Source organism: Rothia sp. ZJ1223 (assembly GCF_016900985.1).
Taxonomy (GTDB): domain Bacteria; phylum Actinomycetota; class Actinomycetes; order Actinomycetales; family Micrococcaceae; genus Rothia.
This window is the reverse complement of sequence record NZ_JAFEUT010000005.1, coordinates 58,473-71,372: the sequence shown is the minus strand read 5'-3', so window position 1 is coordinate 71,372 and position 12,900 is coordinate 58,473. Positions and strand designations below refer to the sequence as shown.

The window sequence follows — 12,900 nt, the reverse complement described above, 5'->3', positions numbered from 1 at the left end:
ACGAGCAGTAATGTTTGTTGAGTGGCTTGGCAGATTACCCGAGCGGCCAAAGGGGGCTGACTGTAAATCAGCTGGCATTGCCTACGGGGGTTCAAATCCCTCATCTGCCACCGAATAACCCGGTTCACGAAAGTGGATCGGGTTTTTTCATGTCTCAGTTATTCTGCTCTCGTGTAATAAGAGGTGGGCAGTTCTTTCCGTTAGGTTAAGCGGTAAGAAAACGCATCCGGCATTTTCCTGAATCAGAAGGATGAAACTACCAAGGTGGAACGTATGCATAGCGCTGTCGTTAGAATTGGTTTCCCAGATGCGTTAGAGTAAAATCAGACTTCATCTAGAGTGAATTTTCTTTCTTTTTTCTGCTGGAACCTGTAGCGTGAAGAGCATGACAACGATTGAAGTAACTCAAGAGAATCTGACCGACCTCGTCCAGAACAATGACATCCTGTTGTTGGATTTCTGGGCTGACTGGTGTGGTCCCTGTAAGCAGTTCGCTCCCGTTTTTGAGGCAGCAGCTGAAAAGCACACTGACATTGCTTTCGGTAAGGTCGATACTGAAGACCAGCAGCAGTTGGCGGCAGCCGCTGGAATCAACTCGATTCCCACCCTGATGGCATTCCGCGAGGGCGTCCTGGTATTCTCACAACCCGGTGCACTGAACGCCTCACAGCTCGATCAGGTTCTTGAAGCAGTCAAAGGCCTGGATATGGAAGATGTACACAAGCAGGTAGCCGAAGCAGAGAAAGCTGAGGCAGAAAAAGCTGAAGCCGAGCAGGCATAATCTTTAGATAAACCTCTTTATACCCCGTCTCGTGTAGAAACTTTTTTGCACGGGGCGGGGTCTTTACATACCCGGTGATCTCTAACCGCTGCGTCCTCCCCTATATCCGCAACTCTTATTCCGCTCCAAAGTGCCGTAAGGGGGCATATTTGACCCCTGGTATGGCACTTTCAGGCGGAGCTATTAGATAAAGCGGTGGTCTTCTGGGGCTAGACGCGGTGCGCGGCGGGGCTCTAAAACTCCGCTGGCTTTGATGAGAGCGACCACCCGTGCTCGGTGCCCAGCCCAGGGTTTGAGCAGGTGCAGCATACCCGCGTCATCGGTTCGCCTGCCTGTGAGGGCATAACCCACCAGATGCGCGAGGTGAAAATCTCCCACACTAATGGCATCGGGGTGCCCGTGGCTACGTTGAAGGGCTTCTGAGATAGTCCACGGTCCGATTCCAGGCAGGGTGTTGAGTGCGGACGCGAGCTGTTCCACCGGTGCGGTGTGCGCTAGATGTTCAAGGCTGGTAGCCCTGTCAGTGTAGGCAAGAATGGCTTTGGAGCGGGCGCTGTCGAAACCGAATCTGTGCCACTTCCACGATGGCAGACGGCGAATGGCTCGCGCGTCCGGAAAGAAGAGCATGCCTGTAGGTTGGTGGGGGTTACCGGTTGCCGGCACCGGTGAACCCAACTCGCGAATGATCGCGCGCATCCCGCCCATGGCTTCAATGCCGGTGACTTTTTGTTCGGCAATGGCGGTGACCATGTGACGGGTCAGCTGACCGGTGGCGCTGAGCCTGATGCCGGGGTTATTGCGCTGGGTTTCACGAAGAACTAGCGGTAAGTCTCGGTAGGTGCTGAGGGTCAGAAAGGCATCCCAGACATCGTGAAAGCCGAGCCAGTAGGGGAGATTCGCAGCTGCTTGTTCGAGGGAGGATGCGTCACTGTGGCACCAAAGCCTCACAGTAATAGGATGCATGAGCCGCTGTGCGAGATCTTTCACGGTGCTGTGTTCTCGTGAAAAGCAGAGCAGAACTCCCTCGTTCCTGTAGGTAGAGCTTACCCAGTACTGCTCCTGATTGCGCGTGTGAACGGAGCGAAAGAGCGGATCTTCGTGCCCGCGTGCAAGAGTGCCGAGTGTCTGCCCCAGGTGAATGGGGTGCGGAGGTTGTAAAATGACGGTGGCACGAAGCATTCCTCTATTTTTCCATCTACTTGCCCCGTACGAAAGATCTTGTTCACCATGACGAAGCTGAAAACAATGACGCTTGCCCGTAGTGTGGGAGCGGTATTGAGTATTATTGTCGCCGTGGTTTACACCCATTTTTCGTGGGTTCAGTGGTCTAACTGGGTGACTCCGTCCTGGGACTTAGGTATTTTCACCCAGCTCGCGAAAGCCTACGCTGCTTTTGAGCAACCGATTGTGAGCATTAAGGGGCACGAGTTCAACCTGTGGGGCGATCATTTTCACCCCATACTTCTAGTGCTTGGCCCCGTCTATAAGGTGTTTCCTTCGCCTTTTACCCTGCTGGTTGTGCAGAATCTTTTGGTTGCCCTTTCAGTGTATCTTCTCGTGGTATTAGCGGCTCGTTTTATGCACGTTGTCTTCGCGCTACTGTTGGGGGTTGCCTATGCCTTTAGCTTTGGTATTCAAGAGGCTGTTGCGGTGCAGTTTCACGAGGTTGCTTTTGCCCTGCCCCTGTTGGTTGTGTCTTTGGGGTATCTGGTGCGTGCCAGAGCTGAAAGGAACGATGCGCTTTTGGCGCGTGCTGCCCTGTGGGCTGTTCCTCTCGCTCTGGTGAAAGAGGATATGGGGCTCACCGTCGCGGCAATTGCTGTGGTGGGGCTGGGCAGAAGCGGTTGGTGTCACAGGGCTTTTGACCTGCTTTTCCCCGCACAGAGCTCGACTGTTGCCCGACGCAGTTTCTTCTTTCGAGTTTCGGACGCGCTGAGTCTGCTGACTCAAAAGAGAGGGGTACGAACCTGTGCTGCTGTGCTGTTATGGGGACTCGTTGCAACCTTCTTATCGGTCACTGTCATCTTGCCTTTCTTCAATGTGGGGGGCGTTTTCGACTACACAGACAGCCTTGATGTTGCCGGGGCTATCTCAGATCCCCTGCAAGGTCTGCTGCTGATGGTCTACCCCTGGCAAAAAGCTGTGACCCTTGCAACCCTGCTGCTCACCGGCGCTATTCTTTGGGTAGTCAGCCCTCTGGCTGTGATCGCGCTTCCCACACTTATCTGGCGATTCTTAGCCACCAACGAGGGGTACTACAGCACCGACTGGCACTACTCAATGGTGCTTATGCCCATTGTTTTCTGCGCTTTGATTGATGTTCTTGCCCGCTTTGCGCCCGAAACTGCCGAAGACCCCAGCGTCAAAAAGTTGCCTGCCCACCTTCTGCAGGCACGCGCGTCCGCACGAGGTCTAGCAGATAAAACCTACCGCACAGCTATTGCTCTACTGTCGGTAGCTTTACCGACCTTCGCTCTCATTGTGGCGCTTGCCCATATGCCTCAGCTGCCCTTGGCAACCCAGCTAACTCATGATTACTCCAGCGCCTCTTGGCAGGAGAATCTTGCCCAGAAAAAACAGGCGCTGGCGAGCATTCCGCAGGGCACCAGCGTCGCCTCAGACCTATCGCTGCTGACCCACCTCACCGTCAATCACGAGGCATATTGGATTGGCAACACCAGCGACCCCGCCCCGGACTACGTGGTAATTGACCAAGAAAACTCGGCATGGGGCAATAACCCTATTGAGAATCCTCCGCAGTTCGCTGCTGATACCTACCAAGCGCCTTACACTCTGCACACTCAGCAGGGCAGTATCTACGTGATGAAGCGCATGTAGCTACCGCAAGGTACCCTCCATCACGTCTTACACCTATTTACGGGTACATAAGGTAGTGTTGAATCTTGTAATTGATGGTAAACCCCGTCCAAGAATGTTCTTTGTAAGAGATACCGAGTATCTTCTGCTCACCGTTTGTCTGTGAGGGCAAAGAACCGCTCCAAGTACTTTATAAGTTCGTAAGCGCTAACTTTCTAAAAACCTGTTTCTAAGGTAAATCGTCTCTACCCACCGTTTAGTGTTCGGGTAGAAGTGTGTGAAGGTGGCGCAGTAGTCACATCAGAGACTGCCACCGAAGTTGTTTCGACGAGCTTTTTAATTCAGGGGTCAACCTTCGCAACTCAAAGCAGTTGCGCCACCTGAGCTCGAAAAGAGAAAAATTGACTGAAAATAATACCGCAACCGCTGCTGAGTTCGTAGAACCCAACCTTGACGCTGTTGCTCCCGCAGCTGCTGAAGAAGAAGGCGTTCGCTTTACCGATCTCGGCTTGGACAGGCGTGTTCAAACTGCTGTTGATGCCGCTGGCTATGAGAAGCCCTCACCCATCCAAGCAGAAACTATTCCCCTTCTTCTTGAAGGACGCGACGTTGTAGGTTTGGCGCAGACCGGTACCGGTAAAACCGCTGCTTTCGCGCTGCCCGTTCTTTCACGTCTTGCAGAACTTGCAGATGTTAACGGTGTTTCTAAAGACACCCAGGTGCTGGTTTTGGCACCTACCCGCGAACTTGCTTTGCAGGTCGCTGAAGCATTCAGCTCCTACGCTACCCAGATGGAGAACTTCACCGTTCTTCCCGTCTACGGTGGCTCACCCTACGGCCCCCAGCTCGCTGGTCTCAAGCGCGGCGCTCAGGTTGTAGTTGGTACCCCCGGTCGTGTGATCGACCACCTGAAGAAGGGGTCACTGGACCTTTCAAATCTGCAGTACCTCGTTCTCGATGAGGCTGATGAGATGCTGCGTATGGGTTTCGCAGAGGATGTTGAGCAGATCCTTGCTGACACCCCCGACACCAAGCAGGTTGCACTGTTCTCAGCAACCATGCCCACCAGCATCCGCAAAATCGCATCACAGTACCTGAACGATCCTGTTGAAGTTCGCGTGAAGTCAAAGACCACCACGAGCGCGAATATTAAGCAGCGTTACATGCAGGTTATGCACTCACACAAACTTGAGGCAATGACCCGCGTGCTTGAGGTTGAAGATTACGACGGCATTATCGTGTTCGTTCGTACCAAGAAAGAAACCGAAGAGCTTGCCGATAAGCTGAAGGCTCGCGGCTACCAGGCAGCAGCTATTAATGGTGATATTCCGCAGAACCTGCGTGAGCGTACCGTTGATTCACTGCGCGATGGTCGCATCGACATTCTGGTTGCAACCGATGTTGCTGCTCGCGGTCTTGACGTAGAGCGCATCTCACTGGTTGTAAACTTCGATATTCCTCACGACACTGAGTCATACGTTCACCGCATTGGTCGTACCGGCCGTGCAGGTCGCGAAGGCGCAGCGATTCTCTTTATGACCCCGCGTGAAAAGTACATGCTGCGTCAGATTGAGAAGGCTACCCGTCAGCAGGTTGAGCAGATGCACATGCCTTCAGTGGATGACGTGAACTCAAACCGCAAGACCCGTTTTGCGCAGCAGATTACTGACACCATCGAAACCGAAGACCTGTCACTGTTCCGCGAAATCGTTGATGCATACGTGAACGAGCACGATGTTGAACCCGAAGAAATTGCAGCAGCTTTGGCTGTTATTGCTCAGCAGGGTCGCCCCTTCTTCGTTGAAGAAATTCCTGAGCCCCGTGGCGGTCGTGATCGCGGTGACCGCCGTGAACGCGGTGATCGTGAAGAGCGCGGTGGCCGTGGTGGGCGTCGCCACAACGATGAGGGCATGGTGAGCTACAAGCTCAATGTTGGCCGTTCATCGGGCGCTAACCCCGGTGGCATCGTGGGTGCTCTCGCGAATGAAGGCGGCATTGACGGTTCACAGGTTGGTTCCATCGACATTCGCCAGCACTTCACCATCGTTGATTTGCCCGAGGATCTTCCTCGTGACTTCTTCGATCGTTTGGAAGACACCAAGGTTGCAGGTCAGTTCATTAACATCCAGCGCGATAACGGCCCCAAGGGTGGTGGCTCACGCGGTGGTGGTGAGCGTCGCGGCGGTTTCCGCAAGGATCGCGGTGGTTTCCGTGATGACCGCGGTGGTCGTGGTGGCTCACGCGGTGGCTTCAAAGGTCGCAAAAAATACTAAGAGTATGCTTTCCCCTCGGGGGAACACCTTAAAAGCTGGTAACTGATTTCTTGGTCAGATACCGCTGGTGCAGGACGCGCGTTCTTTCTCTTCTGTAAAGAGGGGAGGGGCGCGCGTCCTTATCTTTAAACGCAGGGTGAGTACCTGGTGGGTAAGTTGCTGCGCAGATACATCTTTAGCGTGGTGTAGAACACCAGTAGGTGAGTCCTTTTCAATTTGCCAAGTACTGCGAAAATGCCGTAAGGTATTATCTGTTGCCCCGATAGCTCAGTGGTAGAGCGCCATCTTGGTAAGATGGAGGTCCCGGGATCGATTCCCGGTCGGGGCTCTGTATGAGCCTTGTAATAGAGGTAAATACTTGGCGGTGTAGCTCAGCTGGTTAGAGCGCACGACTCATAATCGTGAGGTCGCGGGATCGAGTCCCGCCACCGCTACGCCCCGATAGCTCAGTGGTAGAGCGCCATCTTGGTAAGATGGAGGTCCCGGGATCGATTCCCGGTCGGGGCTCTTTTCAAGAGATTAAATCATCCGTTCAGTCTTTGACTGGGCGGATTTTTTCTTGTTCTTTTGACTGAGTGTGTTGGGGCAGTGACTCTTGAGGCGTAGAGGGCGCGGTGCGTGCCATACTGGTGTGTATGGCTGACAACAATGCTAAAACAATTAATCCCGATATCGTGGGTAGGGCGTACCCACCGGCAACCAGCTACACTGTGGGCCGAGAGAAAATTCGTGAGTTCGCGCGTGCGGTGAAGGCAACTTCACCGCTTCATTTTGATGTGGAGGCTGCACGAGAGGCTGGCTATACTGACCTGATTGCACCGCCGACTTTCGCAATCATTCTGGCGCAGGCGGCTGACGCTGCGCTTATTCAGGACGAGAGTGCTGGCATCGACTTTTCCCGTGTGGTTCATGCTGATCAGCGTTTTACTCACCACCGTTCTATCGTGGCGGGGGACGAGTTGCTGACAGCAGTTCATGTTGATAGTGTGCGCGTGATGGGCGCAGGGGCTATGCTGACCACCCGTGAGGAAATCACCACTATTGAGGGGGATAAAGTCGCTACCTGCGTTTCTTCCCTGCTGGTAAGGGCAGGAGAGTAAGAACCATGACTCTACGTTCTGAAGACCTTGAAAAGGACCAGTCTATTGGCGAACGTGAGATCAGCGTGACCCGTGCTGACCTGGTGAGCTATGCTGGTGCGTCCGGAGATTTTAACCCGATTCACTGGAACGAGCGATTTGCAACGGCTGTTGGTTTGCCGGGAGTTATTGCCCACGGCATGTTTACCATGGGCGCAGCGGTGCAGCTGGTGACTGATTGGGCAGGCGACCCCGGCGCTATTGTTGATTACCAGACACGTTTCACCAAGCCGGTGCCGGTACCCGATGCGCAGGACGCTGACTCCCCGGCAAACGGTGGCACAACGATTTCAGTGAGCGGCAAGGTCGCTTCGCTTGACGATGAGGCGAGCACCGCTCGTGTTGATCTCACCGTGTCAGCCCCAGATACTGAGGGTAACCTGCAGAAAGTGTTAGTTAAAGCGCAGGCTGTTGTGAAATTCTAAGAACTCGTGAAAACCTCAAATACCCGGTCAGATTCATTCCTCTGACCGGGTATTTTGCCCCCTGGATCTAAAATTCAGCTGCTGGCAGCGTCCGCTGTATCACCCCTGCCGTTCCCGCGTGCTCCCTCAGCTCTGAACTAAAGTCGTAGAAGTAGTTTGCGAGGGGAACTCGCCCCGCGGTGAGACTGTGCATGTGCCCAGAAATAATTTGTGCTCTTTGAGAGTTACGAGAGGGGCACCCTTGCGTGTTTTCTGTGATGGGTAATCCTGTTGATAAGAAAAGCTGAGAGAGAATTTGTGAAAACGGTAGTGACTGATCAGCAGATTCAGGGCTGGTACCGGGCTGTTTTGATTTTATTTTTTGCGTCGGGGCTTTTGACGTCATCCTGGCTGGCGCGCTTGCACGATGTAGCGCACGGGCTGAACCTCACGGCGGGTCCCATGGGCGTACTACTGCTTGCTCAGACTGTTGGTTCATTTTCGGCGGTTTCTCTTTCGGGCGTTTTAGTGTCTCGTTTTGGTGCCCAGCGCTGCATCCTTTTTGCCTACCTGCTTTCTGTTGTGGGGATGTGTGGGCTGGGGCTGGGGGTGGCTTTGTCTCAGGTGTGGATTGTTGCTCTTTCGCTCACCGGCATGGGCTTGGGTACTGCTGTGTCGAATGTTGCTTCTAACGTGCAGGGGGTTGCCGTTGAGCGTGCTTTGGGGCGCTTCGTGACTCCGATCATGCACGGCTTCTTCTCGATTGGCACGGTGGTTGGTGCCGGTATCGGTGCCCTCGATACCTACCTAGGGGTGCCCTTTAGCATCCACATGTGGTACATGGCAGCTTTGATTCTCACCCTGGTGCTTTACGCTTTGCGTCTGTGCTTTTCTGAGAACTACGGTCAAGACAACACCGCCATGATGGCGCAGGTCAGCGCCTACCGAGTTAAGGACGCTTGGCGCGACAAACACACTATTTTCATTGGTTTCTTCGTGCTGGGTATGGCCTTAGCTGAAGGTTCGGCAAATGACTGGATTGCCCTGGCTCTCACTCAGGAGTACGGAACTACCGCCACAATTGGTTCGCTGGGTTATTTCACTTTCGTCGCTGCAATGACCACCGGACGCCTAGCGGGCACCCGTCTGCTCAACACCTACGGTCGCATTCCGGTCTTGAGAGTCACCTGTACTCTCGCCATGATCGGTTTGATTATTTTCATTTTCGCTCCCAACGCACCCACCGGTTTCGTGGGACTCGTTATTTGGGGTCTGGGCGCGTCCTTAGGGTTTCCCACGGGCATGAGCGCAGCCTCTGATGACCCCATCAAATCAGCGGTACGTGTATCGGTGGTATCAACCATCGGCTACGCGGCCTTCCTTGGCGGCCCTCCGATCCTGGGTTTGTTGGGCGAGATCTTCGGCATCCGCCACGGTTTGTTGGGCGTGCTCATCTTCGTCGCGGTCTCTTTCGCTATGACCCGCTATCTTGAAATTTATAAGAAACAAGAACCAATCCATGTTGAGATTCTTGACCGGTAGTCACTGCCTGCTGCACCCAACAAGACGGTACACTGGGGGAGTGAGTGAAATGTTATTGAGTGAGCTAACCACTGTCAACGTTGGTGGTTCTGCCAAAAAGTATGTTCGAGCAACATCTGAAGCTGAGATTATCGAGGCTGTGAAAGCCGCTGACGCAGCGGGGGAGAACTTGCTGGTTGTCGGTGGCGGATCTAACCTCATCGTCGGTGATGAAGGTTTTGACGGCACCGTCGTACACATTGCCTCCAAAGGCATCGAGCGCGATGATACTCCCAGCTGCGGTGGGGCTATTGTGCGCGTCCAAGCTGGTCATAGCTGGGATGATCTGGTGGCATACACCGTCGATAAAGAGTACTCAGGTCTAGAAGCCCTCTCAGGCATCCCCGGCACTGTGGGCGCAACACCGGTGCAGAACGTCGGAGCTTACGGTTCAGAGGTTGCACACACTATTTTCCGTGTGCGTACCTGGGACCGCAAAACGGGCAACCTCAAGACCTTTGCACCCGCTGATTTGAAATTCGCCTACCGTCATTCTCTGCTCAAAGAGACTACGGTGAATGGCAGTCCCCGCTATGTGGTGCTGACTGTTGATTTCCAGTTGGCTTTCGGTAGCCGTTCTGCCCCTATTCGCTATGCTGAGCTTGCCTACACCCTGGGCGTTGAAGTGGGCGAACGGGCGGACGCGCCTACCGTGCGTGAGACAGTGCTGAAACTTCGTGCGGGTAAGGGCATGGTTCTAGATGCCAGTGACCGTGATACCTACTCCACCGGTTCTTTCTTCACTAACCCCATTGTGGATGAATCAGCGCGTAAAAATCTGCCCGAAGACGCCCCCGCTTATCCCGCGACTGACGCTCGTGGGCAGGTGCTTGACGGGAAAATTAAACTGTCAGCTGCTTGGCTTATTCAGCACGCAGGCTTTGAAAAGGGCTTTGGGCTTGAGGGCGAAGCTGCCGAGCTCACCGGAGCACGCGCGTCCCTTTCCACCAAGCATACTCTGGCAATTACCAACCGTGGCGGGGCAACTGCCGAGGATTTGATGAGTATCGCTCGCGCTGTGCGCGACGGGGTTTTCAGCTCCTTCGGCATTGAGCTGGTGCCCGAGCCCGTTATTGTGGGTACACACATCTAATCTGTTACGCAGAAAATTACTGGGTGCGTTACGTGCGCTGGTCTATTAACCCGCGCGTAGCGTCCTACCCGGTAAGGTATCGGTGATCGGTCAAGGTTAGAGGGGGGGCTATGGGGCTCGATCGAGAGATTGCTCAGAGTGAAGGACGCGTGCATCGGGCGATGCACCGTCTGCGTGGATTTTTGCACCATCATCCGGTGTTGCTGTGGTGTTATCGCATTATTGTGAGTGTGGTGGGTGCTGTGCTCATTTTGATGGGTCTGGTGATGCTCATTACTCCGGGGCCCGGCTGGCTCTTCATTTTCATGGGGCTGGGCTTGTGGGGCACAGAGTTCCACTGGGCCCACCGCTTGAACCTGTGGAGCAAAGCGAAGGTCTTGGGCATCTGGCATCGAGCGCAGGAAAAGCGTTATGACGCGCATCGCCGCAAGCAGGCGCGTATCTGGGCTGACCGCGATAACCAACAGCACTATTGCCCCAGCGGCTGTCATATATCTCAGCCTGTGCGTCCCGAATAAAACATAGAAAAACCGGCTACCTGAAAAGTTCAGGTAGCCGATTTTTTGCTCTCTACACTGCTTAGGGTTTTTAGAGGGTGCCGGTGGCAATTTTGAGCATACGGCGAATGGGCTCAGCCGCTCCCCAAAGCAGCTGGTCACCTACGGTGAAAGCTGAAATGTACTGGGGACCCATATTCAATTTGCGAATACGACCGACGGGAATATCCAGAGTACCCGAGGCAGCGACGGGGGTCAGACCTTCCACAGTCGCTTCTTTCTCATTGGGGATTACCTTTGACCACTGGTTGTCTTCATCGATAATTTTTTCGATTTCTTCAACGCTGAGATCTTCGGTGAGTTTGAGGGTCAGTGCCTGGGAGTGTGAGCGCATGGTGGCAATACGGACGCACAACCCGTCAAGGACTACGCGGTCATCGCCTTCAAGACCAAGGATCTTGTTGGATTCTGCTTCTGCTTTCCATTCTTCTTTGGACTGACCGTTGCCGAGGTCGGAGTCGATCCAGGGAATTAGTGAGCCTGCTAGCGGCACGCCGAACTGGCTAGTGTCGAGTTCACCGGAGCGCTGCTTGGCAAGTACCTTGCGGTCAATCTCGAGAATAGCGGACGCGGGGTCGGTAAGTTCACTTGCAACGGTGCCGTTGAGTTCACCAAACTGGGTGAGAACTTCACGCATGTGGCGGGCACCGCCGCCGGAAGCTGCCTGGTAGGTCATGGAGGTTCCCCACTCCACTAGACCCTGCTTCCACAAACCGCCTAAGCCCATGAGCAAGCAGGAGACGGTGCAGTTGCCACCCACGAAGTCTTTGATGCCTGATTCGAGACCGCGGTCAATGACGTCGCGGTTAACGGGGTCAAGAACAATCACTGAGTCGTCGTTCATGCGCAGGGTGGAGGCTGCGTCAATCCACAGGCCGTCCCAGTCGCGATCGTTTAGCTTATTGCGGACGGCGGTGGTGTAGTCGCCACCCTGAGTGGTCACGATAATAGGTAGCTTTGCCAGCTCGTCGATATCGTATGCGTCCTTCAAGGTGCTTTCTTCGAGTGCACCGTCAAAGGTGGGGGCGGGTTTGCCCGCACTTGAAGTGGAGAAGAAGACGGGAGTAATGCCCGCGAAGTCGCCCTCTTCGAGCATGCGCTTCATGAGCACAGAACCCACCATACCGCGGTAGCCTACAAAACCTACTGAATCACCGGATATAAAAGTCATAGTTTTAGTCTAACCGGGGGTGCAAGTTACGCGCGCTAAGCGTTCAGAAGGTGAAATGACACTCCGTTTGAAAACCTGTAACCGAGCGGTGACTTTATAAAAAGTCACCGCTCGGTTACTTTTAGGGAAGTTCCCGTTCGGTTACGCTAAGAGGGTGTATCAAAGAAAAAGTAATAAAGTCCGAACGCTTGAGACAACCTCCCAAGTGGGAGATTTTTTTAGGCTACGCCGTGAAGGGCTGGGGCTGACCCAAAAAGAAGTGGCGGCAAAGATAGGCGTATCACGTAAGTGGTATGTTGAGATGGAACAGGGTAAACCCACTGTTAAGCTTTATAAAGTGCTCGATGTTTTCTGGGCGCTAGAACTTGAACTTGAGGCAAGAGCTAAAGAGACAAAGGGCAAAGAATGAGCGAACTGAACGCCTATCTTGATGGTGAACTGTGCGGAACTTTCACCGAGAAAAACGGTCAAATTACTTTTTCCTATAGCGAAGAGTATGAGGGACAGGTCCATCTCTTCCTCTCAATGCTTGAACGGAATAAGGTTCACAAAAACAAAGTGGCTCTTCCTTTCCTCAAAGGACTCTTGCCCGATAATACCCAAGCTATCTCTAATATGGCGCGAGAAGCTGGAATATCTGCAGGATCAGTCTTTAGCCTCTTAGGCCACTATGGGCAGGATGTCGCGGGAGCTCTTCAACTACTCCCACCTGGTACACCCAGTAGCGACGCAAACCGTCAGAAAATAAGTTCTCAGCATCTTCTGGACGAGGCTAGCTTTGAAAATCTGCTGCACGAAAGTCGAAACTTTTACCGGCAGAACACACGCGTCCTCTCCGATGAAGGATCTGCTGGTAGAGGGTAAGAGACTCGGCATTGAAGCTACTAGAGCTGAAGGAATTGTAGAAGAAGTCCTGTCATCGCTTCCCTCAGTCTTTGAAAAAGTTGGAACAAAGTTTGGGTTCGAAGATTCTGCGCAAAAAATTTTGGATGGCTTAGAGTCACTTTCGGCCGCGCGATTTGTTTCAACCTACTGGAAATAATAAGGCAATGCCTATAAAACTGCGATGGTAACTGCCAGATAG

Annotated in this window: 12 protein-coding genes and 4 tRNA genes; 14 read left to right on the top strand and 2 right to left on the bottom strand. The window is 53.6% G+C overall.

The features are described from left to right. Positions 1 to 28: 28 nt before the first annotated feature. Positions 29 to 110: transfer RNA gene (locus JTP09_RS07770), tRNA-Tyr, on the top strand. A gap of 275 nt (positions 111 to 385) precedes the next feature. Beyond that, positions 386 to 781 (top strand): thioredoxin, encoded by a 396-nt coding sequence (gene trxA / locus JTP09_RS07765; RefSeq protein ID WP_204877890.1) that lies wholly within the window; start codon positions 386 to 388, stop codon positions 779 to 781. 183 nt (positions 782 to 964) lie between these two features. Here the strand turns inward: trxA and JTP09_RS07760 are convergent, their stop codons facing one another. Beyond that, entirely contained in the window at positions 965 to 1,960 is a 996-nt protein-coding gene (locus JTP09_RS07760; RefSeq protein ID WP_204877889.1) for a DNA-3-methyladenine glycosylase, read from the bottom strand. A gap of 48 nt (positions 1,961 to 2,008) precedes the next feature. On the opposite strand from JTP09_RS07760, the gene JTP09_RS07755 reads away from it, so the two are divergent. From JTP09_RS07755 to JTP09_RS07710, 10 genes are all read left to right on the top strand, one after another. Continuing rightward, a complete protein-coding gene (locus tag JTP09_RS07755) occupies positions 2,009 to 3,619 on the top strand; it encodes a DUF2079 domain-containing protein (protein ID WP_204877888.1) in 1,611 nt (536 codons plus the stop codon). Between the two features lie 380 nt (positions 3,620 to 3,999). Next, positions 4,000 to 5,871, top strand: a complete 1,872-nt coding sequence (locus JTP09_RS07750) for a DEAD/DEAH box helicase (protein WP_204877887.1) — start codon at positions 4,000 to 4,002, stop codon at positions 5,869 to 5,871. Positions 5,872 to 6,127: 256 nt separating this feature from the next. Further along, positions 6,128 to 6,199: transfer RNA gene (locus JTP09_RS07745), tRNA-Thr, on the top strand. Positions 6,200 to 6,231: 32 nt separating this feature from the next. Next, positions 6,232 to 6,305 (top strand) — tRNA-Met (locus JTP09_RS07740). Between the two features lies 1 nt (position 6,306). Then, positions 6,307 to 6,378 (top strand) — tRNA-Thr (locus tag JTP09_RS07735). Positions 6,379 to 6,506: 128 nt separating this feature from the next. After that, positions 6,507 to 6,971, top strand: a complete 465-nt coding sequence (locus JTP09_RS07730; RefSeq protein WP_204877886.1) for a MaoC family dehydratase N-terminal domain-containing protein — start codon at positions 6,507 to 6,509, stop codon at positions 6,969 to 6,971. Positions 6,972 to 6,976: 5 nt separating this feature from the next. After that, positions 6,977 to 7,435, top strand: a complete 459-nt coding sequence (locus tag JTP09_RS07725; RefSeq protein ID WP_204877885.1) for a MaoC family dehydratase — start codon at positions 6,977 to 6,979, stop codon at positions 7,433 to 7,435. A gap of 309 nt (positions 7,436 to 7,744) precedes the next feature. After that, positions 7,745 to 8,956: an MFS transporter gene (locus JTP09_RS07720; RefSeq protein WP_204877884.1), complete on the top strand. Its 1,212-nt coding sequence runs from the start codon at positions 7,745 to 7,747 to the stop codon at positions 8,954 to 8,956. 40 nt (positions 8,957 to 8,996) lie between these two features. Then, complete coding sequence (locus tag JTP09_RS07715; protein ID WP_204877883.1) at positions 8,997 to 10,088, top strand: UDP-N-acetylmuramate dehydrogenase; 1,092 nt, start codon at positions 8,997 to 8,999, stop codon at positions 10,086 to 10,088. Positions 10,089 to 10,198: 110 nt separating this feature from the next. Continuing rightward, a complete protein-coding gene (locus tag JTP09_RS07710; protein WP_204877882.1) occupies positions 10,199 to 10,606 on the top strand; it encodes a PGPGW domain-containing protein in 408 nt (135 codons plus the stop codon). Between the two features lie 70 nt (positions 10,607 to 10,676). Here JTP09_RS07710 and asd read toward each other — a convergent pair whose 3' ends face one another. Beyond that, positions 10,677 to 11,816 (bottom strand): aspartate-semialdehyde dehydrogenase, encoded by a 1,140-nt coding sequence (asd, locus tag JTP09_RS07705; protein ID WP_204877881.1) that lies wholly within the window; start codon positions 11,814 to 11,816, stop codon positions 10,677 to 10,679. 154 nt (positions 11,817 to 11,970) lie between these two features. On the opposite strand from asd, the gene JTP09_RS10090 reads away from it, so the two are divergent. Further along, a complete protein-coding gene (locus tag JTP09_RS10090; protein WP_204877880.1) occupies positions 11,971 to 12,225 on the top strand; it encodes a helix-turn-helix domain-containing protein in 255 nt (84 codons plus the stop codon). Beyond that, on the top strand, positions 12,222 to 12,680 hold the full coding sequence (locus JTP09_RS07695) for a HipA N-terminal domain-containing protein (protein ID WP_204877879.1): 459 nt from the start codon (positions 12,222 to 12,224) through the stop codon (positions 12,678 to 12,680). The genes JTP09_RS10090 and JTP09_RS07695 overlap by 4 nt, the downstream gene beginning before the upstream one ends. The last annotated feature ends 220 nt before the right edge of the window (positions 12,681 to 12,900 follow it).

Coding starts and splice junctions, on each gene's coding strand:
- trxA (WP_204877890.1), top strand. CDS start 386: ATGACAACGATTGAAGTAACTCAAGAGAATCTGACCGACCTCGTCCAG.
- JTP09_RS07760 (WP_204877889.1), bottom strand. CDS start 1,960: ATGCTTCGTGCCACCGTCATTTTACAACCTCCGCACCCCATTCACCTG.
- JTP09_RS07755 (WP_204877888.1), top strand. CDS start 2,009: ATGACGAAGCTGAAAACAATGACGCTTGCCCGTAGTGTGGGAGCGGTA.
- JTP09_RS07730 (WP_204877886.1), top strand. CDS start 6,507: ATGGCTGACAACAATGCTAAAACAATTAATCCCGATATCGTGGGTAGG.
- JTP09_RS07725 (WP_204877885.1), top strand. CDS start 6,977: ATGACTCTACGTTCTGAAGACCTTGAAAAGGACCAGTCTATTGGCGAA.
- JTP09_RS07710 (WP_204877882.1), top strand. CDS start 10,199: ATGGGGCTCGATCGAGAGATTGCTCAGAGTGAAGGACGCGTGCATCGG.
- asd (WP_204877881.1), bottom strand. CDS start 11,816: ATGACTTTTATATCCGGTGATTCAGTAGGTTTTGTAGGCTACCGCGGT.
- JTP09_RS07695 (WP_204877879.1), top strand. CDS start 12,222: ATGAGCGAACTGAACGCCTATCTTGATGGTGAACTGTGCGGAACTTTC.